The organism is Streptomyces changchenzhani (assembly GCF_039766235.1).
Lineage (GTDB): Bacteria > Actinomycetota > Actinomycetes > Streptomycetales > Streptomycetaceae > Streptomyces.
Window position 1 is genome coordinate 1,505,126 of record NZ_JBDHNH010000001.1, and the last position, 22,976, is coordinate 1,528,101.

At 70.7% G+C, this 22,976-nt stretch carries 16 protein-coding genes; 8 read left to right on the top strand and 8 right to left on the bottom strand.

Going from position 1 to position 22,976, the window contains the following annotated elements:
- The first annotated feature begins 12 nt into the window (after window positions 1–12).
- Window positions 13–606, top strand: a complete 594-nt coding sequence (locus ABCR94_RS07140) for a DUF6309 family protein (RefSeq protein ID WP_347118202.1) — start codon at window positions 13–15, stop codon at window positions 604–606.
- On the opposite strand, the gene ABCR94_RS07145 is transcribed toward ABCR94_RS07140, so the two are convergent.
- On the bottom strand, window positions 535–1,317 hold the full coding sequence (locus ABCR94_RS07145; protein WP_347118203.1) for an SDR family oxidoreductase: 783 nt from the start codon (window positions 1,315–1,317) through the stop codon (window positions 535–537). The two genes, ABCR94_RS07140 and ABCR94_RS07145, sit on opposite strands and share 72 nt — an antisense overlap.
- Before the next feature lie 76 nt (window positions 1,318–1,393).
- Between ABCR94_RS07145 and ABCR94_RS07150 the strand changes: the two genes are divergently transcribed.
- Together ABCR94_RS07150 and ABCR94_RS07155 are read left to right on the top strand one after the other, a co-directional pair.
- Complete coding sequence (locus ABCR94_RS07150) at window positions 1,394–2,755, top strand: aspartate aminotransferase family protein (protein WP_347118204.1); 1,362 nt, start codon at window positions 1,394–1,396, stop codon at window positions 2,753–2,755.
- 35 nt (window positions 2,756–2,790) lie between these two features.
- Window positions 2,791–3,609, top strand: a complete 819-nt coding sequence (locus ABCR94_RS07155) for a LysR family transcriptional regulator (RefSeq protein ID WP_347118205.1) — start codon at window positions 2,791–2,793, stop codon at window positions 3,607–3,609.
- A gap of 167 nt (window positions 3,610–3,776) precedes the next feature.
- Here the strand turns inward: ABCR94_RS07155 and pepN (ABCR94_RS07160) are convergent, their stop codons facing one another.
- Window positions 3,777–6,347, bottom strand: coding sequence for an aminopeptidase N (pepN, locus tag ABCR94_RS07160; RefSeq protein WP_347118206.1), 2,571 nt, complete (start codon window positions 6,345–6,347; stop codon window positions 3,777–3,779).
- A gap of 158 nt (window positions 6,348–6,505) precedes the next feature.
- Here pepN (ABCR94_RS07160) and ABCR94_RS07165 point away from each other — a divergent pair, with 158 nt between their 5' ends.
- Complete coding sequence (locus ABCR94_RS07165) at window positions 6,506–7,006, top strand: DUF1203 domain-containing protein (protein WP_347118208.1); 501 nt, start codon at window positions 6,506–6,508, stop codon at window positions 7,004–7,006.
- Window positions 7,007–7,018: 12 nt separating this feature from the next.
- Here the strand turns inward: ABCR94_RS07165 and ABCR94_RS07170 are convergent, their stop codons facing one another.
- Window positions 7,019–7,891 carry a LysR family transcriptional regulator gene (locus tag ABCR94_RS07170; RefSeq protein WP_347118209.1) on the bottom strand — a complete coding sequence of 291 codons (873 nt, stop codon included), beginning with the start codon at window positions 7,889–7,891 and terminating at the stop codon, window positions 7,019–7,021.
- A 249-nt stretch (window positions 7,892–8,140) separates the two neighbouring features.
- A complete protein-coding gene (locus ABCR94_RS07175; RefSeq protein WP_347118210.1) occupies window positions 8,141–9,169 on the bottom strand; it encodes an aspartate-semialdehyde dehydrogenase in 1,029 nt (342 codons plus the stop codon).
- 162 nt (window positions 9,170–9,331) lie between these two features.
- Here ABCR94_RS07175 and ABCR94_RS07180 point away from each other — a divergent pair, with 162 nt between their 5' ends.
- Window positions 9,332–10,033: a nitroreductase family protein gene (locus ABCR94_RS07180; protein ID WP_347118211.1), complete on the top strand. Its 702-nt coding sequence runs from the start codon at window positions 9,332–9,334 to the stop codon at window positions 10,031–10,033.
- Window positions 10,034–10,106: 73 nt separating this feature from the next.
- Here ABCR94_RS07180 and ABCR94_RS07185 read toward each other — a convergent pair whose 3' ends face one another.
- On the bottom strand, window positions 10,107–13,400 hold the full coding sequence (locus ABCR94_RS07185; RefSeq protein WP_347118212.1) for a S8 family serine peptidase: 3,294 nt from the start codon (window positions 13,398–13,400) through the stop codon (window positions 10,107–10,109).
- A gap of 202 nt (window positions 13,401–13,602) precedes the next feature.
- On the opposite strand from ABCR94_RS07185, the gene ABCR94_RS07190 reads away from it, so the two are divergent.
- Together ABCR94_RS07190 and ABCR94_RS07195 are read left to right on the top strand one after the other, a co-directional pair.
- Window positions 13,603–14,055 (top strand): NUDIX hydrolase, encoded by a 453-nt coding sequence (locus ABCR94_RS07190; protein ID WP_347118213.1) that lies wholly within the window; start codon window positions 13,603–13,605, stop codon window positions 14,053–14,055.
- 500 nt (window positions 14,056–14,555) lie between these two features.
- Entirely contained in the window at window positions 14,556–16,256 is a 1,701-nt protein-coding gene (locus ABCR94_RS07195; protein WP_347118214.1) for a TIGR03767 family metallophosphoesterase, read from the top strand.
- A 36-nt stretch (window positions 16,257–16,292) separates the two neighbouring features.
- Here the strand turns inward: ABCR94_RS07195 and ABCR94_RS07200 are convergent, their stop codons facing one another.
- Window positions 16,293–17,342: a hypothetical protein gene (locus ABCR94_RS07200; protein WP_347118215.1), complete on the bottom strand. Its 1,050-nt coding sequence runs from the start codon at window positions 17,340–17,342 to the stop codon at window positions 16,293–16,295.
- Between the two features lie 219 nt (window positions 17,343–17,561).
- Complete coding sequence (pepN, locus tag ABCR94_RS07205; protein WP_347118216.1) at window positions 17,562–20,165, bottom strand: aminopeptidase N; 2,604 nt, start codon at window positions 20,163–20,165, stop codon at window positions 17,562–17,564.
- A 142-nt stretch (window positions 20,166–20,307) separates the two neighbouring features.
- Between pepN (ABCR94_RS07205) and ABCR94_RS07210 the strand changes: the two genes are divergently transcribed.
- Entirely contained in the window at window positions 20,308–20,988 is a 681-nt protein-coding gene (locus ABCR94_RS07210; protein ID WP_347118217.1) for a mycothiol-dependent nitroreductase Rv2466c family protein, read from the top strand.
- Between the two features lie 1,609 nt (window positions 20,989–22,597).
- On the opposite strand, the gene ABCR94_RS07215 is transcribed toward ABCR94_RS07210, so the two are convergent.
- Entirely contained in the window at window positions 22,598–22,972 is a 375-nt protein-coding gene (locus tag ABCR94_RS07215) for a hypothetical protein (RefSeq protein ID WP_347118219.1), read from the bottom strand.
- Between the last annotated feature and the right edge of the window lie 4 nt (window positions 22,973–22,976).

Genomic DNA, 22,976 nt, shown 5'->3' on the forward strand with positions numbered 1-22,976 from the left:
AAGGCTCCGTCAATGAAGGTCCTCGCCCCGGTCCCGTTCGCCCATGTCATGCGGCACTTCGCGGAGCAGCACCCGTTCGACGTCGAGTACGAGGAGAACACCAACGACGAGGCCGAGGAGCATCTGCGCGCGGCGGAACTGACGCTGGGCCAGTGGCACCGGGTCGCGCTGGACCGCGCGGACGTCCTGGCCGTGATACTGCCCTGGCACCTGGGCGAGGGCGGCGACCGCGAACTGATTCCGAAGACCGGCCTCACCGTCGGCCAGACGGTGGCCCGACTGCGGGCGGCGGGCGAGGGTTACGCAAGGGCGAACCCGGTCTGCGGCCGCAAGCTCGACCTGCAGGCGGCCTCGGCCCTCACCCCGGTCTTCCTCAGCACCCGCGCCGTGCCCGGCGTCGACTACGAGGGGCTGCCGGCCGGCGACAGGCTCACCCACCTGGACGGACTGCACCGGATGCTCGCGTGGGAACTGCACGGCAGACTCGCGGCCGGCGTCCCGATGGAGGCGTACGTCGCGGGCGCACCCGGGGGACTAGCCCCGGCCGACGTACGGCATGGAGCTGGGCATGACCGTGACGCTCTGGATGTTCACCCCACGGGGTAACCGGGCCATCGTGACGACCATGTCCACCACATGACGCACGTCCATGGTCGGCTCAGCGCGGAGCGTGCCGTCGGCCTGCCGGACGGCGGGCTGCTCCCTGCCGACCGGGGTGACATTGCCGATGTCGATCTGACCGCAGGAGATGTCATGGCGGCGGCCGTCCAGCGAAAGGGAGCGTGTCAGCCCCGCGACCGCGTGCTTGGCGGCCGTGAAAGCGATCGAGTCCGGGCGCGGCACATGCGCGGAAGGGGCGCCGTTGTTGATGATGCGACCGCCACGGGGCGTCTGCTCCTTCATCATTCGGAAGGCGGCCCGTGAGCACAGGAAGGCGCCGGTGACGATCGAGTCCATGACCCGGTGCCAGTCGTCGAGCCCTACGTCCTCGGTCGGGACGTAGGGCATGGTGTCGGCCGCGTTGTTGAACAGCACATCAATTCTCCCGAACTGCTCGCCCACCGCGCCGAAAAGGCGCTGGACGGCGTCGGGATCGGTGATGTCGGTCGGAATCGGAACCGCCCTCTGCGACCCGGCTCCGGAGAGCCGTGCCGTTTCCTCGACGGCGTCCTTCCTGCGGCCCGCCAGCACCACCGACCAGCCGTCATCGATCAGTGCGAGTGCACAGGAGCGGCCAATTCCGCTGCCCGCGCCAGTAATCAGGCAGACCTTTTCAGCAGTTTTCCCGCTGAGCTTCTCGACCATGGGCTCGACCATGGGAAAGAGTGTGAGCACCCGCGATATGCAGCGTCAAGAGGGCCTTTCCGTCACCTCGGACCAGCAGGAGCAGCCGATGAACTCCCAGAAGAGCACCGAAACCACCACCGAAACCAGCCGCGAAACCACCACAGAAACCAGCCGCGAACTCTTCGAGCGGGCCAAGCGATCCCTGGCCGGCGGAATCAGTTCCTCCGCCCGGCTGACCTCGAACGGCCCCGATCCGTATCCGCTGTACATGCAGAGCGGATCGGGTGCGCGTATCCGTGATGTCGACGGAAATGAGTACGTCGACTTCCTGCTCTCCTACGGCAGCGCGATTCTCGGCCACGCGGCGCCGGTCGTCACCCGGGCCCTGAGCGCCGTACTGGCGAGCGGCACCATGTTCGGGACGTGCAATGTGCCCGAGGTCGAACTGGCGGAACTGATATGCGCGTCGGTGCCCTGCGCGGATCTGGTGCGCTACGCGAATTCCGGCTCCGAGGCGGTGCAGGGCGCGGTGCGCGCCGCGCGGGGCTTCACCGGGCGTTCGCGGATCCTGAAGTTCGAGGGGCACTACCACGGCTGGGTCGACACCCTGGCGATCTCGAACCGGCCCACCGCCGAGCAGTTGGGCCCCTACGAGCGACCGGCCTCCGTCCCCCACTCGCCGGGCATCCCGGCCGGAGTCGTCGACGACGTGGTGAGCTGCCCGTGGAACGACCCGGACGTCCTGCGCGCGGTCCTGGACGCCCACCGCGGTGAGATCGCCGCAGTGATCTGCGAGCCGATCGTGGCCAACAACGCCTGCACCATGCCTGTGCCCGGTTACCTCCAGGCGCTGCGCGAGGAGTGCACCCGGCGTGGCATCGTGCTGATCTTCGACGAGGTCTGTACGGGCTTTCGCAGCGGCCCGGGAGGGGCGCAGGACCTCTTCGGGGTGATCCCCGACCTGGCGGTGTACTCCAAGGCGCTGGGCGGCGGACTGCCCATCGCGGCATTCGCGGGCCGCGAGGAGTTCATGGCGCCGGTTGCCGAAGGCCGCGTCAAGCACGGCGGCACGTACAACGGCTCCCCGCTGTGCGCCACCGCGGCCCTGGTGACCCTTCGTGAGCTGGTCGATCCCGCCGTCACCAAGAGGATCGACGACACCGGCCGGCAGATCATGGAGGCCGTGCGCAGGGCCTCCGTGGACCACCGGGTGCCGTGCGCGGTCCAGGGGATCGGCTCGATGTTCCAGGTCGTCTTCTCCCCGGACGGCGCCCCCACCCGGCACTACCGCGACACCCTGCGGCTGGACGGCGGGCGCTACGACGCCTTCCGGTACGAGCTGCTGCGACGCGGGGTCCACACCAACGCGTACGGGCTCGCCTGCTGGTTCGTTTCCTCCGCGACGACCGAGGACGACATCGGTCTCACCTGCGCGGCGATCGACGAGGCCTTCGCCACGCTCGCCTGAGGGCCCGGCGTACCGGCCGGGATAGGTTGCGTCCCATGATCGAGTGGGACATCAAGAAGCTGCGGATCCTGCGGACCCTGCGCGAGCGGGGGACCGTGACCGCGACGGCCGAGGCGCTGCTGATGACGCCGTCGGCCGTCTCGCAGCAGCTGTCCAACCTGGCCAAGCAACTCGGCGTACCCCTCCTGGAAGCGCACGGGCGGCGGGTGCGGCTCACCGACGCGGCGCATCTGGTGCTGCGGCACGCGGAGGCCGTCTTCGTTCAACTGGAGCAGGCCGACGCCGAGTTGGCCGGGTATGTGAAGGGCGAGGCGGGGGAGGTGCGGGTCGGCGCGTTCTCGACGGCTGTGCCCGCGCTCGTCGTCCCCGCGGTGCAGCTGCTGCGGGCGACGCACCCCGCGGTGGAGGTGCGGGTGCGGGAGGCGGAGGCCGCCGAGGCGTACGAGCTGCTGGCCGGCGGGGCCGTCGACCTCGCGCTGTCGCTGGCGGCGCACGCCCCGACCGCCCGCGATCCGCGGCTCGCCCGCGTCCCGCTGTTCGCCGACCCGCTGGACGTGGCGCTGCCCGCCGGGCACCCGCTCGCCGGGGCGCCCGGACTGCGGCTGGCCGACCTGTCCGGCGAGGCATGGATCTTCGGCGGCAGCGGGCCCTGGTCGGAGATCACCCGCCGCGCGTGCGAGGCGGCGGGCTTCGTGCCCGAGCAGGCGCACAGCGCGGCGGGCTGGACGGCGATCCTGGCCATGGTCGAGGCGCGGATGGGGGTCGCGCTGGTGCCGCGGATGCGGGTGCACGGGGTGCTTACCGCGGAGGGCGCGGAGGTGCTGCGGGTGCGGCACACGGAGCTGACGGGCTGATCGTTGACGGGCTGAGGTCGGACGGGCTGAAATTCAGCCCGTCCGGCGTTTGAGGACACGCCCGAAGGGCGTCCAGGGGTCTGGGGGCTTGCCCCCAGTCTTGGGAAGGGGCGGGGTGGGGAACAAGCCCGCCGCAGGCGCCCCCCGCCCCGCCCCTTCCCGACCGGCTACGCCGAAGCCGCGTCCGCCGCCTGTGCCTTCAGCGCCCGCTCCACTCCCGCGCGGGACTCTGACATCAGCCGCCGCAGCGACGCGTTCGGCTCGGCCGAGGCCAGCCACGCGTCCGTCGCGTCCAGCGTCTCCTGTGAGACCTGGAGGGCCGGGTACAGGCCCACCACGATCTGCTGGGCCATCTCGTGGGAACGCGACTCCCACGTACCCTTGACCGCCGCGAAGTACTTCGCGGTGTACGGCGCGAGCTGCTCACGCTGATCGGTGTGCATGAAACCGCCGATCACCGCCTCCTGGAGGGAGTTCGGCAGCTTGTCGGACTCCACGACCGAGGCCCACGCCTCCGCCTTCGCCTCGGGCGTCGGCCGCGCCGCACGGGCCAGCGCCGCGTGGCGCTCGCCCGCCGACGTCTTGTCCCGCTCGTACTCGGTGGCGATGTCGTCCTCGTCGTACTGCCCGGTCGCCGCGAGCCGCTGCACGAACGCCCAGCGCAGCTCGGTGTCCACGGCCAGGCCCTCGATCGTCTCCGTGCCCTGGAGCAGCGACGCCAGCAGGTCCACCTGCTGTGGCGTACGCGCCGTCGAGGCGAACGCCCGCGCCCAGGCCAGCTGGTGGTCGCTGCCGGCCACCGATCCGTGCAGATGCGCCAGCGTCGCCTCCGTCCACTGCGACAGACCCGTCTGGCGCCATGCGGGCGCCGCGTACAGGTCCAACGCCAACTTCGCCTGACGGTGCAGCGACTGGACGACGCCGATGTCCGTCTCCTTGCCGATGCCCGAAAGCACCAGCGCGAGATAGTCACGGGCCGCCAGCTCGCCGTCGCGCGTCATGTCCCAGGCCGAGGCCCAGCACAGCGCGCGCGGCATCGACTCGGCGAAGTCGCCCAGGTGCTCGGTGACGACGGCCAGCGAGTCGGCGTCGAGGCGGACCTTCGCGTACGACAGGTCGTCGTCGTTGAGCAGGACCACCGCAGGACGCGGGGTGTTCTCGGGGAACGGCACCTCGGTGCGCTCACCGTCGACATCGAGCTCGATCCGGCTCGTACGGACCAACTTGCCCGCCTCGTCGAGGTCGTAGCAGCCGATCGCGATGCGGTGCGGGCGCAGCGTCGATGTGCCCTTGGCGCCGGCCGGCAGCGCCGGTGCCTCCTGCCTGACCGCGAACGAGGTGACGTTGCCCGCCTCGTCCGTGGTGATCTCCGGACGCAGGATGTTGATACCGGCCGTCTCCAGCCACGCTTTCGACCAGGCCTTCAGGTCGCGGCCCGAGGTCTCCTCCAGCGCGCCGAGCAGGTCGGTCAGGCGGGTGTTCCCGAAGGCGTGCGCCTTGAAGTACGCCTGCACACCCCGGAAGAACTCGTCCTGGCCGACGTATGCCACGAGCTGCTTGAGGACGCTGGCGCCCTTGGCGTACGTAATGCCGTCGAAGTTGACCAGGACGTCGTCGAGGTCAGTGATCTCGGCCATGATCGGGTGGGTGGACGGCAGTTGGTCCTGCCGGTAGGCCCACGTCTTCATGGAGTTCGCGAACGTCGTCCACGAATGCGGCCACTTGGAGCCCGCCGCGTCCGCCTGGCAGGCGATCGAGGTGTACGTGGCGAACGACTCGTTCAGCCACAGGTCGTTCCACCATTCCATGGTGACGAGGTCGCCGAACCACATGTGTGCCAGCTCGTGCAGGATCGTCTCGGCGCGCGTCTCGTACGCCGCGTCCGTCACCTTCGAGCGGAAGATGTACTGGTCGCGGATGGTCACCGCGCCCGCGTTCTCCATCGCGCCCGCGTTGAACTCCGGCACGAAGAGCTGGTCGTACTTGGCGAAGGGGTACGCGTAGTCGAACTTCTCCTGGAACCAGTCGAAGCCCTGCCGCGTGACGTCGAAGATCGCGTCCGAGTCGAGGAACTCGGCGAGCGAGGGACGGCAGTAGATGCCCAGCGGGACGCTCTGCCCGTCCCGCTCGTAGGAGCTGTGCACCGAGTGGTACGGGCCGACGATCAGCGCGGTGATGTACGTCGAGATCCGCGGCGTCGGCTCGAAGGCCCAGACGTTGTCCTTGGGCTCGGGCGTCACGGAGTTGGAGATGACGGTCCAGCCATCGGGCGCCTTCACCGTGAACGCGAAGGTCGCCTTCAGGTCGGGCTGCTCGAACGACGCGAACACGCGGCGGGCGTCCGGTACCTCGAACTGCGTGTACAGATAGGCCTGTTGGTCGACCGGGTCGACGAAGCGGTGCAGGCCCTCACCGGTATTGGTGTACGCGCAGTCCGCGACGACCCGCAGCTCGTTCGGCCCGGCCTCCAGGTGCTTCAGCGCGATCCGCGCGTCCCGGAAGACGGCGGCGACGTCCAGGGACTTGCCGTTCAGTACGACCTGGTGCACGGCCGGAGCCACCAGGTCGATGAAGGTCTCCGCACCGGCCTCGGCGGACTCGAAGCGCACGGTGGTCGAGGACCGGTAGGTGCCGCCCTCCTGGGCGCCGCTCAGGTCGAGGTCGATCTCGTAGGCGTCGACAGTGAGCAGTCGCGCCCGCTGCTGCGCCTCTTCGCGGGTCAGATTCGTGCCAGGCACCGGTCATCTCCTCGGTATGTGACGTTTTTGCCATCCTTCCACGCCACCTGTGGTCGGGACCGCTCGGTACGCTCGCAGCTGACTCCGCAGGACGGCTTCCGAAGCGCGATGTCCGAAGCCCGCCGGTGCGCCGCGCCCCCCGCGCCGATGCTGGACGCATGACGACGACCTACCTCGCCCGCCCCATCGCCCCCACCGCCCTCAAACAACTCCGCGACACCGACGACGCGGGCCGCCCCTGCACGGCGTACGCCGACAGCGAGGGCGGCGCGCCCCTGCGCTGCTGTCTGCGCCTGAGCGCGGCCGGGGAGCGGATCGCCCTCGTCTCGTACGCGCCGCTGCGGCGCTGGGCCGCCGAGCACTGGGCCAAGCCCGGGGCGTACGACGAGCAGGGGCCCGTCTTCATCCACGCCGAGGAGTGCGAAGGGCCGGAAGGCGGCGACGGTTACCCCTTCGCGCGCTCCGGCGCCCTGCGCACTGTGCGCCGCTACAGCGCGGACGGGCACATCACCGGCGGTCGGCTCCTGGAGATTCCCGAGGATGCGACGGCCGGCTTCGACGCCGCGTTCGCCGAGGCCTTCGCCGACCCCGAGGTGGCGCTGGTGCACGTCAGGGCCGTCGAGTACGGCTGCTTCCACTTCGAGGTGCGCAGGCCCTGAGCCACCCCCCCCTCAATCGGTGAGCGCCCGCGCGAAGGCCCGTACCCGTTCCGTCTCGCCGTCCCGGTGCCACACCATGCCGAGCACCGAGTCCGGCAGCCCGTCGATCGGTACGAAGACGACGTCCTTGCGGCCCTGGTACTCCGCCGGCGGCCGGCACAGCAGCATCGCGCCGCGCCCGGCCGCGACCAATGTGAGGCCCTCCTGGAGCGTGCTGACCGACGGGCCGGGGACGGCCGAGGGGGCGTGCGCCTCGCGCCAGTACGCGGGGGCCGGGGCCGATGCCTCGATCAGCGTCGTCATGGCCACGTCGGCCGCCGTCAGGGAGTCACGGGCCGCGAAGGGGTGCCGTACCGAGACCGCGACGGTCTGCTGCTCCTTGGAGAAGAGCGGGCCCAGCATCAGATCGGGTTCCGCCACCGGCAGCAGCACGATCGCCGCGTCCACCTCACCCCGGCGCACCGCCCCGAACGGGTCGCAGAACGGGACCTCCACGATCTCCGTCACACACGCCGGATGCAGCGTCTGGAACACGGTGACCGCCCGCATCAGGCGGACATCCGCCGTCCCCTGGAAACCGATCCGCAGCCGGCCCTCAACACTGCGCGCCTCGGCCCGCGCGTCGTCGACCGTGGTGCGCAGCGCGTCGTACGCGGGACGCAGCTCGGCCAGGAACCGCTCACCGAGCGGGGTCAGCCGCACCAGGCGGCTGGTGCGGTCGATCAGACGCGCGCCGATCCGCCCCTCCAGCGCGCGCAGCAGCTGACTGATCCTGCTCTGCGACACATACAGCCGTGTCCCCGCGCGGCCGAAGTGCAGTTCCTCGGCGAGTACGAGAAAGCTTTCCAGCTCCCGGATCTCCAGACCACCCGTGCCGCTGTTCATTGCCCGCACCCCTCGATCGATCATTCAGGCTCACAGAAGGATGAGGACTTCGCCGTTGTTCCCGCCGACCGGGCGTTCAAGGCTGGACCTCATGCAACAGAGCACCGAACTTACGCGCCCCGCAGGTGCGTTGCCGCCCGCCGTGTTCGCCGTGGCCACCGCCACCGCCACCGCTGCTCGCGACGGCCGCGGTCATGACAGTGGGGCGGGGCTCAAGCGAGCCCCGCCCCACCACACACCACAAGAAGGTCAGCCCTTGAGCTCGGCCGCGACCAGCTCCGCGATCTGTACGGCGTTGAGCGCCGCGCCCTTGCGCAGGTTGTCGCCGGAGAGGAAGAGCGCAAGACCGTTCTCCGCGGTCTCGTCGAGGCGGATACGGCCCACGTACGACACGTCCTTGCCCGCGGCCTGGAGCGGCGTGGGGATGTCCGACAGCTCGACGCCGGGCGCCGCGGCCAGCAGCTCGTACGCGCGCTCCACGCTCAGCGGGCGCTCGAAGCGCACATTGACCTGGAGGGAGTGGCCGGAGAAGACCGGGACGCGTACGCACGTACCGGAGACCAAGAGGTCGGGGAGCTCCAGGATCTTGCGGGACTCGTTGCGGAGCTTCTGCTCCTCGTCGGTCTCGAAGGAACCGTCGTCGACGATCGCGCCGGCCAGCGGCAGCACGTTGTACGCGATGGGGCGCCGGTAGACGGCGGGCTCCGGGAAGTTCACCGCGTCACCGCTGTGGGTGAGCTCGGCGGCGTGCTCCACGACCTTCTTGACCTGGCCGTCGAGCTCGGCGACACCCGCCAGCCCCGAGCCGGAGACGGCCTGGTAGGTGGTGGCGATGAGCGCGGTCAGACCGGCCTCGGCGTGCAGCGGCTTGAGCACCGGCATCGCGGCCATCGTGGTGCAGTTCGGGTTCGCGATGATGCCCTTGGGGCGGTTCGCGATGGCGTGCGGGTTGACCTCGGAGACGACCAGCGGCACCTGGGGGTCGCGGCGCCAGGCCGAGGAGTTGTCGATCACGACGGGACCCTGCGCGGCGACCTTCTCGGCCAGCGCCTTGGACGTCGAACCGCCCGCGGAGAAGAGCACGATGTCCAGGCCGGTGTAGTCGGCCGTCGACGCGTCCTCGACGGTGATGTCCGTGCCGTCCCAGGTGATGGTGGAGCCTGCGGACCGCGCGGAGGCGAAGAGACGCAGCTCGTCGACCGGGAACTTCCGCTCGACGAGGATCCTGCGCATGACTGTCCCGACCTGACCGGTCGCTCCGACGATTCCGACCCTCACGTTGACTCCTTTTGTACGTATGTCTCGGGCACGTTGTACGTATGTCTCGGGCAAGCCGGCCCATGACAAGCTCGCCCATGATGTGTATGGCCCCACTCGGATTGTCCAATCGATTGTCCGAGGGACGGGACACAGGGCCCCTGCCCCCACCAGACTCGACCCATGCCTGTGACAAAGAACAAGTGGACACCGACCCACGGAGACCCCTACCGGCCGGTTCCCTACCGCCCCGACCGTATGCCGCACGCCGAATCCCTGGCGCGCGCGGCGGATCTGCGCACCCGCATGGACGGGCGCCGTACCGTGCGCCAGTTCTCGACGGACCCGGTGCCCGAGCAGGCGGTGAAGGACGCGATAGCGTGCGCCGCCACCGCCCCGTCCGGCGCCCACCAGCAGCCCTGGACGTTCGTCCTGGTCAAGGACCCCGAGGTACGCCGCCGGATACGGCAGGCAGCCGAGGACGAGGAGCAGGTCAGTTACGACGGCAGGCTCGGCGAGGAGTGGCTGGCCGCGCTGCGCCCGCTGGGCACCGACGAGGTCAAGCCGCATCTGACCGACGCACCCGCGCTGATCGTGGTCTTCCAGCAGCGCCACTGGCTGGGCGAGGACGGCACCAAGCGCAAGCACTACTACGTCGACGAGTCGGTGGGCATCGCCGTCGGCATGCTGCTGTCCGCGCTGCACCTGTCGGGTCTCGCGGCGCTGATCCACACCCCGAGCCCGATGCGTTTCCTCTCGGAGGTCCTCGGCCGCCCCGCCAACGAGAAGGCGTTCGCCGTGATCCCGGTCGGCTACCCGGCCGACGACTGCATGGTGCCCGACCTGGTTCGCAAGGCGCTTGACCAGGTCATGGTCGAGGTCTGACCACTCCCGGTCGACGAGGAGGGGGCGGGCGCCGAATCCGGCGCCCGCCCCCTCCCTCGTGCTCGTCAAGCCGTTACGGCGTGACCTTCTGGATCTGGACACTGCCGGTGCCCGCGGCGCTGCCGCGCGCGTTCAGCAGCTGCACCTGGCCGAAGAACTGCCGGCCCTCGGGCGCCGCGCCGGCCACCAGCACCTCGGCGGAGACCTGCGCCGACGCACCGTTGGCGAGCTTGACGACCTTCGAGTCGTCGACCTTGATCGCACCGAGCGACGGCGCGAAGAACACATCGCGGTAGTCGTACGCGGTGGTCCCGGCCGGGATCGCGTAGCCGTCGACGACGACCGTGTACGTACCGGCGGCGGGCTTGACGAGGCTGACGGCCTCTTCCGAGTCGCCGTCGGCGGCCGAAGCGACCGGCACGCCGTCCTTCAGAAGTACGAGGTCCAGGTCGGCGGCGGGGTCGGAGACCTTGCCGATGGCGACGTCCAGACGCTCGACGCCGGCACCGATGACGACCGTGGACTCCTGCTGCTCGCCCTGCTTGATCGTCGGACGCGCGTCCTTCGACGAGCCGAGCGGGCCGCCCTTCAGCTTGCCGTCCAGCGCGGCGAAGTTGTTGGTGACCTTCCACTCGACCGGCGCCGGAGTGCCGATCTTCGCCTCGGGCAGGACCTGCACGGCCGGGTCGAAGGTGACGCCGAGCAGCGAGATATCCAGCTTGTACGGGTTGTCGAGCAGCGGCGACGTACGGCGCGACTCGACTTCGATCTCCCAGACACCCGGCGCCGGGTTCGCGTACGAGCGGGCGTCGGGGCGGCAGGTGTTCGCCGGGTTCACGTAGTTCGGGTAGCAGTTGACCGTGGAGGTCGGGTCGGACGGAACGCCGTACGGGTGGATGGAGATGAACCGCGTCTGGCTGCCGTCCTTGAGCCCGCTCAGAGCGACCTCCAGGGTCTTGGCGCCCTGCGGGACCGTGATGAAGTACGACTTCGGGCCGCTGCGCTGCACCGAGCCCGACTCGGAGACGGCGTACGCGGGCTTCGCGAGGTCCTTGGCGGCGACGACCGTGCTGAGGATCTGCTTGTCGATGCCCTCGGTCCGGTTGTCGTCCACCTCCAGGATCGCGCTGTGGATGCCCGCCGAGCGGGGCTGCGCGGAGACCTTCACGGTGACCGGCGTGTTCAGCGGGAGGCCGACCACGTCGTTGCCGACGATCCGGAAGGTGCCGTCGTTGTTCTCGAAGTGCAGCTCGTGCCGCACAGCGCGGTCCGGGCCCGTGGTGCGGGTGACCGTGACGTCGTAGACCTTCTTCTGGCCGGCCTTCAGGCCGCCCTCGCGGTCGTACAGACCGGTGCCGAAGCCCGGGGTCTTGAGGTTGGTGTCGAGAGCGGTGTCGACCGGCGCCTTGACGGTGTAGGCGTGGGCGGTCGCGCCCTTCTTGATTGCCTTCCAGGCGTCACCGATGTTCATCAGGCCGGCGCCCTCTTCGTGCGCCTGCGTGCCGCTGATGTGGTCGGCCTGGCTGGTCAGCGCGGTGCGCAGCTTCGCCGGGGTGAGCTCGATGCCGGCCTGCTTCGCCGCGGACAGCAGCAGCGCCGATGCGCCCGCCGCCTGCGGGGACGCCATCGAGGTGCCCTGCAGCATGGAGTAGCCGGGCGGGAGCTGGTAGCCGGCCTCGGCGACCGGGCCGCCGGGGGCCCAGGTCTGGGTGGTGTTGATACCGGCGCCGGGCGCGGAGATGGTCGGCGCGAAGCCGCCGTCCTCGCGCGGGCCGCGGGAGGAGAACGGCATCATGGCGTACCGCTTGCTCACCTGCGAGCCGTAGTTGGCCGCCCAGGTCTCCTTGGAGATGGACGCGCCGACCGAGATCACCTTGTCGGCGACCGACGGGTCACCGATGGTGTTGGTGCCGGGGCCGCTGTTGCCGGCCGAGATGACCAGCTGCACGCCGTAGGTGTCGATGAGGCGCGTGTAGAGCTCGGCGCGCGCGTTGTTGCCGTCGTTGAGCGCCGGCAGGCCGCCGATCGACATGTTGACGATGTCGACACCGCGCTTGGTGACGAGGTCGATCATGCCTTCGGTGAGGGCGACGTTGGTGCAGCCGCCGGTCCAGGTGCAGGCGCGCGAGGAGACCAGCTTGGCGCCGGGGGCGGCGCCGTTCATCTTGCCGCCGAAGAGGCTGTTGGCGGCGGCGAGGCCCGCGACGTGCGTGCCGTGCGAGCCCTCGATGACACCGATGCTGACGTAGTCGGCCTTGGCGCCCGACCCGTTGTAGACGACGTCCTTGCGGACCTCGGTGACGAACGGGATCTGCTCGACGATCTCGGTCGCCGGGTTGTCCTTGCCGAAGTACTGGACCTGCTGCTTGTCCTTGTACGGCTTCAGCGCCTCTTCGTCGCCGAAGTCGGCGTCGTTGTCGAGGTCGACGCGGACGGTGCCGGCCGCCGGGTCGTAGAGCACGCCCCACACGTCGGTGGTGTCGCCGTCGCGGTTCAGGTCGCCCGCCATGTCGCCACCGGTGGTGGCCTTCTCCGCGAACGTATTGAACTTGTACGTGCCCGCGGGCGCGGACCAGGTGCGGCCGCCGGTCGTGAAGACAGGGCCGCTGACCTCGGTCGTCATCTGGCGCCAGGTGTCGTCGCTGTCGCTCACCGGGTCGGTTGCGGTCACCCAGTCGACGATCTTGCGCTCGCCGGTGGTGGTCTTCTGGAGCGCGGGGTGGCCGAGGTCGATACCCGAGTCGAGGATGCCGATGGTGATGCCGCGGCCGTCCGCCTTGGGGTTCTTCTTGACGAAGTCCACGGCGCCCGTCTCGAAGGACGGGTTGTACGGGTTCTTCGCGGGGGTGCTCTTGTCCGGCGCCGCGTAAGTGCCCTTGGCCGCCGTGTCGGCGCCCTTGGCGCGGTCGCCGTTCGGCGTCGGGTCGTCGAGCTCGATCTCCTGCTTGAGGTCGATGCCGTGGACGCTGGAGAGCTTCGCCGCCGCCTTGATGGCCGCGTCAGCGCGGTCCGTGGGGAGCGTGGCCCGTACGTATCCGAGCTTGTCGTCGCTGCGTCCGACGACGGAGCCCTGCACGGCGTCGAGCTGGCGCGCGACCTGCTCGGTGGCGCCGGGCGCGGTGGCGACCATCAGCGTGACGCTCTTCGCGCCGGTGGACTCCGCCTCGGTGAGCAGCTGGGCGTCGGAGCTGCCGAGCTTCTCGGCGGCCGACTTGACGGCGGGCGGCGGCGTCCGGGGATCGTCGGCGGGCGCCGCAAAGGCGGTCACCGGTGCCGCGGCGCACAGCGCGGCAACGAGCCCGGCGGCGACGGCTATTCGGGCCGCGCGTCTGTGCCCGGTGGTGGAGCCGGAGGATTCGAGGGTCATTGGCATCCCTGTATGTGGAAGAGAGGGTCCGGAATACGGTGCCGGATGACCGCTCAGCCTTTCTTAAGTGACAGTTGTTTGGGGAGAGTTGTCAGGATCTGAATGTGCTCATGGCGTACATCCGCCACCGCGCCCCATCCGCCATCGGGAGTGAACCGCCGCATTCCGGGCGGCCAGGTGCGTCGCCCCGTAACCTCGACCAATGAACCAAGAGCTCAGGGTGGCGGCCTACGCCGTGTGCGTGCGGGACGGCCAGGTGCTCCTCGCCCGCTGGGTGGCCCCCGACGGCAGCAAGCGCTGGACGCTGCCGGGCGGCGGCATGGACCACGGCGAGGACCCGTACGACACGGTCGTCCGCGAGGCGCTGGAGGAGACCGGGTACGCGGTCGAGCCGGTCCGCCTCATCGGCGTGGACTCCATCACCCGCCGCTACCCGCGCCGCCTCGGTACGTTCGCGGACTTCCAGGGACTACGGATCGTGTACGAGGGCCGGGTCACCGGCGGTGAACTGCGCCACGAGACGGGCGGTTCCACGGACCTGGCCGCCTGGCACCCGCTGGAGGCCGTCTCCGGCCTCGACCGCGTCGAGCTGGTGGACACGGGCATGGAGCTGTGGCGGACAAAGCCGGCCGTGGGCCGGGTCGCGGGACGGTAGCGGGGAGGCCGCGGGAGGGGCGCGGGAAGGGCCCGCGGGGAGGTCGCGGGAGGGGCGCGGGACCGGACGGCCGACGTGCGCCCGTCCGGGGGCGATTTGTGCCGCCTTCCCCGCCAGATGAACGCGGAGTGAGCGCAACCATGCGGTCCGGGGGGCTTCCGATGGCCCTTCGCGCGCCCCCGGGTGCCCGAGTGATCCCTGTCCGGTGATCGGCGTCACGCGTTGCGGAGCCGTTAACGCGCAGGTCATTCCGGATGTCAACCATCCAAGGGGGCGGGGGATTCCACTTCCGCCCGGGGCACGCCGTCCGGATCGTCCGGGCCCGCCCCGCCCGGCACGGCACCCCGCAGCGTCACCGGCCCCACGCACCCGGCAGCCACCCGCAGCCGGCCACGCGCCCCCGGTGCCCCGCGCGGCCCCGCACCGGACGGAGGCGGTCCCCGCGGCCGAAGCGGCACTGCGCGCCCGGCCGATGTGTTCGCACCCGGGGAGACCGCGCCATGTCACGCCTACGCTCCGCAGCCGCCCTCGACCGCCGCTCGTTCCTCGCCGCCACCGGGGCGGTCGGCGCCTCCGCCGGCCTCGGGATCGCCCTCCGCCCCGACCAGGGCGCCCCGCAGCCGCCCCGCACCGCCGCCGGCCCCGCCGCCGCGCCCAGGCCCGCGGCGCCCGTCGCCCCCGTCTCCGTCTCCCGGGCCACCTCGCTCGGCACGGTCGCCACGCCCCGCGCCGCCGCCCCCACCGGATACCGGAGGCTCGGCGACGGCCCCGGCTGGAAGCGCGTCGTACGCGGCGAACTGGCCGCAGCCAAGCCGGGCCGCGCCGACCGCCGCACCACCCTGGCCTCCTTCGTGCAGCTCACCGACCTGCACCTCACCGACACCCAGCACCCGGTCCGTACGGAGTACCTGCGCGCCCAGGCCGTCTCCGCCTGGCGCCCCCAGGAGGCCCTCACCGTGCACGGCGCGGTGTCCCTCGTCGAGCGCGTCAACGCGCTGCGCGGCGGGCCCGCCACCGGGGCGCCGCTCGACTTCGTCATGACCACCGGCGACAACACCGACAACAACTCCAAGGCCGAGCTCGACTGGTTCCTGCGCACGATGAGCGGCGGCCGCATCACCCCCAACACCGGGGATCCAGGCCGCTACGAAGGCGTCCAGGACTCCGGACTGCCCCTGTACTGGCACCCGGACGGCGCCCTGCGCGACGCCGACAAGAAGCTCGGCTACCCACGCATCGAGGGCTACCTGGCCGCCGCGATCCGCCCGGTCAACAGCCCCGGGCTGCGGCTGCCCTGGTACTCCACCGTCGGCAACCACGACGACCTGCCCAGCGGCTGCTTCGCCAACGGCACCGAGTACCTCGGCGACTTCGCCGTCGGCGACCGCAAGCTCATGACCCTCCCGCTCGCCGACGCCCGCGCGCTGGAGGCCGTACTCAAGGGCGGCAAGGACCCCAGGGGCAACCACTTCACCGACCTGCTGCGCCGCGAGAAGCCCCGGATGCGCCGCATCACCCCCGACCCCGCCCGCGCACCCTTCACCCCGCGCGAGTACATCCAGGCCCACCTCGACCCGGCGTACGCGGGGGCGGCGGCGGTCGCGCCCGGCCACGGCTACACCCGCGAGAACCTCGACACCGGGGCCCTGCACTACTCCTTCCCCATTGCCGACGGAGTCCTCGGCGTCAGCCTCGACACCACCGTTGGCGGCGGCCACTTCGAAGGCTCTATCGCCAAGGCCCAACTCGACTGGCTCAAGCGGCTACTGACGGCACATCAGGACGACAAGGTGCTGATCTTCAGCCACCACAACAGCTGGACGTTCGACGGCGACGACGGCGACCGGCTCCTCGCGCTCCTCAAGCGGCACCGCAACGTCGTCGCCTGGATCAACGGCCACAGTCACCGCAATGTGATCCTCCAGCACGGCACCTTCTGGGAGATCTCCACCGCATCGCACGTCGAATTCCCCCAACTCGCCCGCATCATCGAGCTGGTGGACAACCACGACGGAACGCTCTCGCTCTTCACCACGCTCATCGAGTCCGCGGCGCCCCACCGCACCGACTACACCGACCTCTCCCAGACCGGCCTCGCCGCGCTCTACCGCGAGCTGTCCTTCAACGCCCCGGGCGCCAGGCGCAATCTCGCGGGCCCGGCGGACGCCCGCAACACGGAACTGCTCCTGAAGAAGCGCTGATCCTCAAGAAGCGCTGAGCGGGCCGCTCGGTGGCCCCTAGCGGGGGAGGAGTACGACGTACGCCGCCGGCTCCCGGTCCGACGCCGCCAGCAGAGCCGTACGTACCACCGCAGCCTGCTGCTCCAGCGAATCCCGCAGCTTCTTGGGCGTGATGTGCACGACCGTGATGCCGAGCCGCTCCAGGTGCTCCCGCTTGCGGGCGTACTCGGTCCACAGCGCGTCCTCCTCCTGGCGCTCACCCTGCCGGGGCGCCCTGGTGTCCAGCTCGATCGCCACCGCCTGGTCCGGCCAGTACGCGTCGACGCCACCCAGATACGGGCCGCCCGGCAGTCGCAGGTCGACGTCCCACAGCGGGTCGGGCAGACCCTGGGTGCGCACCATCTCGTACAGCCGGTCCTCGGCGATGGCCCGGCCCTCGGCGAGCAGCGAGTCCACCGCGTCGACCACATGCGGCCGCGAGAGCAGCCGCGCCATGCTCAACTCCCGTACGACGGCCGCTGGTTCGCAGTGCCCGCCGCGCACCGCCTCGGTCAGCAGCCGGCGCACGGCGTCGGCGTCGTCGAGCTGCGCGACGGCGTCCGCGAGCGCCCGCGCCACGGGGGCCACCGGCACGCCGGTGAGCTGCTGAGCGGCGGGCGTGGAGTGGGCGCGGATCAGCCGGGCGCAGCCCGTCGAACGCAGCCTGCGGGTACGCGGCACCAGGACGTCGATGTGGTCGAGGGAGAGCAGCGGAGGGGCGGCCGAGAAGCGGTGCAGGGCGAGCGCGGCCAGCCCGGTGATCATGACATCACCGTACGGAGGAGCGTCCGCGCCCGTCCTGCACTGCGCGGGCACCGCCACCTGGGCCGGTGGCCGGCCCGCGTACAGCAGCACCGCATGCAGCCGCTCCTCGCTGGTCGGCGGCCCGGAGTGCAGGACGACGATGCCGGGCAGCAGCAGCTGCCACGGCCCACCGGGCCGGCACTGCGCGGCGGTGTCGGCGGGGGACACGCCGTGCGCCCGCAACTGGGCCGCCGACAGCACGCGGCGCTGCACATCGGTGAGGTGGCTGAGGGGGCGGGGGGAGACGGGGGTGTTGTGGTTCATGTCTCGGGGTTTCCCGCGTTTTCCCCGCCCGCTAACCGCTGTTACAAGCCCGTCGACAATTCGGGACAAGCCTGCACTAAAGTAAGGGCGTTCGACTGCCGATTAGGCAACCCCGTGGATACGCCACGGAGTTGCCCGGATCGAGCCCGGATCGAGCCCGGATCGAGCCCGGATCGAGCCCGGTTCAAGCCCGTCCCACGCCCTGAGGGCGAGCGAGCGTCAGACGGTCGCGGCCCTGTCGCACGCCTGTCCCCGCAACCCGCGCGCCAGGTCGTCCCGCGCTTCGAGCACCAGCCGCCGCAACGCCGGCGCCGCGTCCGCGTGGCTCTCCAGCCACGCGTCCGCCGCGTCCAGCGTTGCCGGGTCGTCCTGGAGCCCCGGGAACAGCCCCGACACCACGTCCATCCCGATCTGGATGGACCGCTCGGCCCACACCCGCTCGATCGCCGCGAAGTACATCGGCGCGTACGGCGCGATCAGCTCCCGCTGCCCCGGCTGCACAAAGCCACCGATCGTCGCCTCGACCAGGGCGTTCGACAGCGCGTCCGACTCGACGACCGCCGCCCACGCCTGCGCCTTGACCGCCTCCGAAGGACGCGAGGCCAGGCACCGCACCTGGTGCCGCTTGCCCGACGCCGTGTCGTCGCGCGCCAGCTCCGCCTCGACGGCCTTCTCGTCGACGACCCCGTGCGAGGCGAGCGGCCCGAGGAACGCCCACCGCAGCTCCTGGTCCACGTCCAGGCCGTCGATCTTCGCCGTACCGTCAAGGAGGCCCTGCAACAGCTGGAAATCGGCCGCACTGCTCGCCGTCGCGGCCAGGAACCGTGCCCACGTCAGCTGATGCTGGCTGCCGGGCTCGGCGAGCCGCAGCTCATGCAGCGCACCCTCGGCCAGCGCCCGGCCGCCCTCCTCGCGCCACTCGGGAGCCGCGTAGTGCGTCAGCGCGGAACGGGTCCACGCGTGCAGCATCTGGAGCACCCCGATTCCCGACTCGTGTCCGGCGAACTTCAGCACCAGGGCGATGAAGTCCCGCGCCGGCATGAGCGCGTCCCGCGTCATGTTCCACAGCGCGGACCAGCACAGCGCGCGCGCCAGCGGATCGGTGAGCTCACCGAGGTGCGCGCGCAGGGTGTCCAGCGAATCGGCGTCGAAGCGGATCTTGCAGTACGTCAGGTCGTCGTCGTTGACCAGGACCAGATCGGGCCGCTCGCTGCCCGCAAGCTCGGCCACCACCGTCCGCGGCCCCGCCACGTCCGTCTCGGCCCGCGCGTAGCGCACCAGCTCCCCGCCGACGCCGTCGCGCCGGTACAGGCCCACGGCAACCCGGTGCGGACGCAGCTCCGGATGGGACGCGGCCGCCTCCTGCACCACGGCCAGCTCCGTGATCCGCCCCGCCGCGTCATAAGTGACCTGCGGCGTCAGGGTGTTGACACCGGCCGTCTCCAGCCATGCTCGCGACCAGGACGCCAGATCGCGCCCCGAGGTCTCCTCCAGCACGGTCAACAGATCACCGAGCCGGGTGTTGCCGTACGCGTGCCGCTTGAAGTAGCGCCGGGCGCCCTCCATGAAGGCGTCCTTGCCGACGTACGCGACGAGTTGCTTGAGCACCGAGGCGCCCTTGGCGTACGTGATGCCGTCGAAGTTGAGCTTGGCGTCCTCCAGGTCACGGATGTCGGCCGTGATCGGGTGCGTCGACGGCAGCTGGTCGGCCCGGTACGCCCACGCCTTGCGGTTGTTGGCGAAGGTGACCCAGCCCTCGGTGAAGCGTGTCGCCTCCACCATCGAGTACGACCCCATGAAGTCCGCGAAGGACTCCTTCAGCCACAGGTCGTCCCACCACTGCATGGTGACCAGGTCGCCGAACCACATGTGCGCCATCTCGTGCAGGATGACGTTCGCCCGGCGCTCGTACGACGCCTGCGTCACCTTCCCGCGGAAGATGAACTCCTCGCGGAAGGTCACACAGCCCGGGTTCTCCATCGCCCCGAGGTTGTACTCGGGCACGAAGGCCTGGTCGTACTTCCCGAAGGGATACGGGTAGTCGAAGGTGTCGTGGAAGAAGTCCAGACCCTGCTTGGTGACGAGGAAGACGTCGTCCGCGTCGAAATGCCTGGCCAGCCCCTTGCGGCAGAGCGCACCGAGCGGGATTTCCAGCTCGCTGCCGTCCGGGAAGGCGCGCCGGTAGGTGTCGGTCTCATAGTGGTAGGGACCGGCGACGACCGTGGTGATGTACGTCGAGATGGGCCGCGTCGGCGCGAACCGCCAGGTCCCGTCGGCCGGCCCGTGCCCGCTGTCCCCCGTCCCCTCTTCCGCGCCGTTGCTCCACACCGTCCAGCCCTCGGGAGCGGTCACCTCGAAGCGGAAAGGTGCCTTCAGGTCCGGCTGTTCGAAATTGGCGAAGACGCGGCGCGCGTCGGCCGGCTCGTACTGCGTATAGAGATAGACCTCGCCGTCCTCCGGGTCGACGAAGCGGTGCATCCCCTCGCCGGTGCGGCTGTACGCACACTGCGCGTCCACGACCAGCACATTCTCGGCGGCCAGCTCGTCCAGCGCGACCCGCGAGCCGTCGAAGACGACGGCCGGGTCCAGCGCCTTGCCGTTGAGTGTCACCGCCGTCACCGAGGGTGCGAGCAGATCGGCGAATGTGGCTGCGCCGGGCCGGGCGGACCGGAAACGGACCGTGGTCACCGAGCGGAACGTGCGCGGTCCCTCCCCTGCCTCCCCGAGCGCGGATCGCAGGTCGAGGGCTACTTCGTACCCATCGACAGACAGCAGCTCGGCCCGCTCGCGGGCCTCGTCGCGGGAAAGATTCTCACCGGGCACGGGCACTCCTTCGTGTCTCGTTCGAACACTCCGATCCTCCCATGCGCCACTGTCCCGGGACATTCGGGAATGACGCCGGTGACCGGTGGCGTTGGCCCCGACAAGGTGGCACCACCCCACCACGTCCTTATCGAGGAGAGACATGTCCACGAACGGCAGCACGCCGACCGGCAAGACTCAGTCGGGTAAGACTCAGTCCGGCAAGATCCCGGCCGATTTCTGGTTCGATCCGCTGTGCCCGTGGGCCTGGATGACCTCGCGCTGGATCCTTGAGGTCGAGAAGGTCAGAGACATCGAGGTCCGCTGGCACGTCATGAGCCTGGCCGTCCTGAACGAGGACAGGCTCGACGAGCTCCCCGAGCAGTACCGCGAGGGCATGAAGCAGGCCTGGGGCCCGGTCCGCGTGGTGATCGCCGCCCAGCAGAAGCACGGTGACGACGTCGTGGGCCCGCTATACACCGCGCTCGGCACCCGCATCCACAACCAGGGCGAGGGCATCACCCCCGAGGGGATCCTGGCGGCCCTGGCGGAGGTGGGTCTGCCGGCCTCGCTCGCCGAGTACGCCGACACCGACACGTACGACAAGGAGCTGCGCGCCTCCCACCAGGAGGGCATCGACAAGGTCGGCCAGGAGGTCGGCACCCCGGTCATCGCGGTCCCGGGACCGGACGGCGACGAGGTCGCCTTCTTCGGCCCCGTGGTCACCCCGGCCCCGAAGGGCGAGGCCGCGGCCCGCCTGTGGGACGGCACGCTGCTGGTGGCGGGGACCCCGGGCTTCTACGAGATAAAGCGCACCCGCACGCAGGGCCCGATCTTCGACTGACGGCATCTCGCGTGAGGTCCTGCTCGGGCGGCGGGGTCGGGGGTGCGGCGGGGGTGCGGTGGGGTCGGGGCGTGGCGGGGACGTCGATTGCTGCGGCGGGGCGTTGCTGTGAACGACGTTCATTTCTGGTGGTCTTCGGGCCGCCCCGAGCGGTGTCATGGTCGGTGGGCCGGGCCGTCGAGTAAAGGGCGCTCCTGCGTCGCGTCGCCTCCGGCGATTCCGCTGCGCTCCACCCTTGACACGACGTCCCGTCCCACCGCTAACGCTCTATAACGGGGCGGCCGAGGAAAAAACGCCCTGCACGGGACGCTCGGAGAGCGGCCACGGTCGGCTCGGTGGCTGTCGGGTGAGTGGGTGGGGCGCACTCGCTCTCAACCGTGATGGCTGTTGGCTTAGCGCCCGCCCCGGCCGCCATTTGGTGCGACACCGTGCTACCGCCCGCACGGTCACACCCACCCCGGTGGACAGCCGGGCCGGTGTGGCCGACGTGTAGAGGTACCGAGGCGCGGGTGGGACGCACCAGTTAAATGGGGAGACTCGGGCCGGTATGGCGTCATCCCCCGCCGGTGGCCGCCCGAGACTCATGCCCCGTTTCTGGGGTGAGTGGGTGGTGAGGGTGGCGGGGTCCGAGAGGCCCCCCTCCAGCCAGAGGCAGTACCGAAACGACCCTCCGGACTCCGGCTCCGACCCACCGGGCTCCGGAGCCGGGAGGGAGCCCGGAGGCTCCGGGGCCTGGAGGGAGCCGGGAGGGTTCGGGGCCCGGAAGGGGCCGGGAGGGGCCGGGAGGGTTCGGGGGCTGCGGGCGACTCCCGCAGTTGGGGCCTTCGCGGACCCGTACTTCCAAGAATTGGAAGATGCGGTCCGCAGTCCGCCGGAAACCGGCTTTCCACCACCCCTGATCCACCTCCTGCGCACCACCAACCCCAACAACCCCAGCAGCGCCACGGGGTAGGCGGCCCCAACACCCCACCCACCGAAGGCCACTTGGCCGAGAACAGCCGACCCTACGACGGGCCCACCGTTCCCGTCCCGCTCCCGCCCCTGTCCGCCGGCCCGCAGGTCGCCCGCCGGGCGCAACCGCGCCCCGGCCGGGGGTGTGGCGGTGCCCAGGAGGATCGGCACCTCAGCCACCCACTCATCCGCAAGCCGCTGAGCCGGGATCGGCTGCCCCTCACGACTGGTGCGCCCCACCCTTCCGCTCATGAATCCGCAGGTCGGCCACACCGCCCGGCCACCCACCGGTGGGGGTGTGAATGTGGGGTGAGTGGGCGGTGTCGCACCAACAACCGGCCGTAGGCCGCTAAGCCGAGAGCAACCGCCCCCGAGAGCGCACGCGCCCCACCCACTCACCCGACAGCCACCGAGCCGACCGTGGCCGCTCTCCGAGCGTCCCGTGCAGGGCGTTTTTTCCTCGGCCGCCCCGTTATAGAGCGTTAGCGGTGGGACGGGACGTCGTGTCAAGGGTGGAGCGCAGCGGAATCGCCGGAGGCGACGCGACGCAGGAGCGCCCTTTACTCGACGGCCCGGCCCACCGACCATGACACCGCTCGGGGCGGCCCGAAGACCACCAGAAATGAACGTCGTTCCGACCCCCGCCAACGCTCCCGCCTCACCACTCCAGACCCCCGCACGATGGCCGCCCCTCGGTGGGGTGCTGGTCGACTCGGGGGAGGAATCGCACGGGGCGGACGGACCATTCGATGCGGGTGTCACCGGCCGAAGCCGCGAAGGTGTACGGCTCCCCGGTCTTGAGCCGTATCACCGCCTCCCACTGGCCGTGGTCCAGCCAGCGGTACGTACGGTTTGCGTCAGCCGTGTCGAAGGTGGACAGGCGGGTGCGTACGGACAGTCGCATCCAGACCAGGGCCCTCTCCGGGGTGCGCGTCGCGCAGGCGTGGACCCGGACCCACTCGCCTCCCGCGCCGCCCAGCGGCATCCGGACGGTGAACGCGCACCACCATCCGGTCGTCACGCGGGCTCTCACGTCG

Excerpts from the sequence above, each read along its gene's own strand:
- ABCR94_RS07140 (WP_347118202.1), top strand. The coding sequence starts at position 13 with ATGAAGGTCCTCGCCCCGGTCCCGTTCGCCCATGTCATGCGGCACTTC.
- ABCR94_RS07145 (WP_347118203.1), bottom strand. The coding sequence starts at position 1,317 with ATGGTCGAGCCCATGGTCGAGAAGCTCAGCGGGAAAACTGCTGAAAAG.
- ABCR94_RS07150 (WP_347118204.1), top strand. The coding sequence starts at position 1,394 with ATGAACTCCCAGAAGAGCACCGAAACCACCACCGAAACCAGCCGCGAA.
- ABCR94_RS07155 (WP_347118205.1), top strand. The coding sequence starts at position 2,791 with ATGATCGAGTGGGACATCAAGAAGCTGCGGATCCTGCGGACCCTGCGC.
- ABCR94_RS07165 (WP_347118208.1), top strand. The coding sequence starts at position 6,506 with ATGACGACGACCTACCTCGCCCGCCCCATCGCCCCCACCGCCCTCAAA.
- ABCR94_RS07170 (WP_347118209.1), bottom strand. The coding sequence starts at position 7,891 with ATGAACAGCGGCACGGGTGGTCTGGAGATCCGGGAGCTGGAAAGCTTT.
- ABCR94_RS07180 (WP_347118211.1), top strand. The coding sequence starts at position 9,332 with ATGCCTGTGACAAAGAACAAGTGGACACCGACCCACGGAGACCCCTAC.
- ABCR94_RS07185 (WP_347118212.1), bottom strand. The coding sequence starts at position 13,400 with ATGACCCTCGAATCCTCCGGCTCCACCACCGGGCACAGACGCGCGGCC.
- ABCR94_RS07190 (WP_347118213.1), top strand. The coding sequence starts at position 13,603 with ATGAACCAAGAGCTCAGGGTGGCGGCCTACGCCGTGTGCGTGCGGGAC.
- ABCR94_RS07195 (WP_347118214.1), top strand. The coding sequence starts at position 14,556 with ATGTCACGCCTACGCTCCGCAGCCGCCCTCGACCGCCGCTCGTTCCTC.
- ABCR94_RS07200 (WP_347118215.1), bottom strand. The coding sequence starts at position 17,342 with ATGAACCACAACACCCCCGTCTCCCCCCGCCCCCTCAGCCACCTCACC.
- ABCR94_RS07210 (WP_347118217.1), top strand. The coding sequence starts at position 20,308 with ATGTCCACGAACGGCAGCACGCCGACCGGCAAGACTCAGTCGGGTAAG.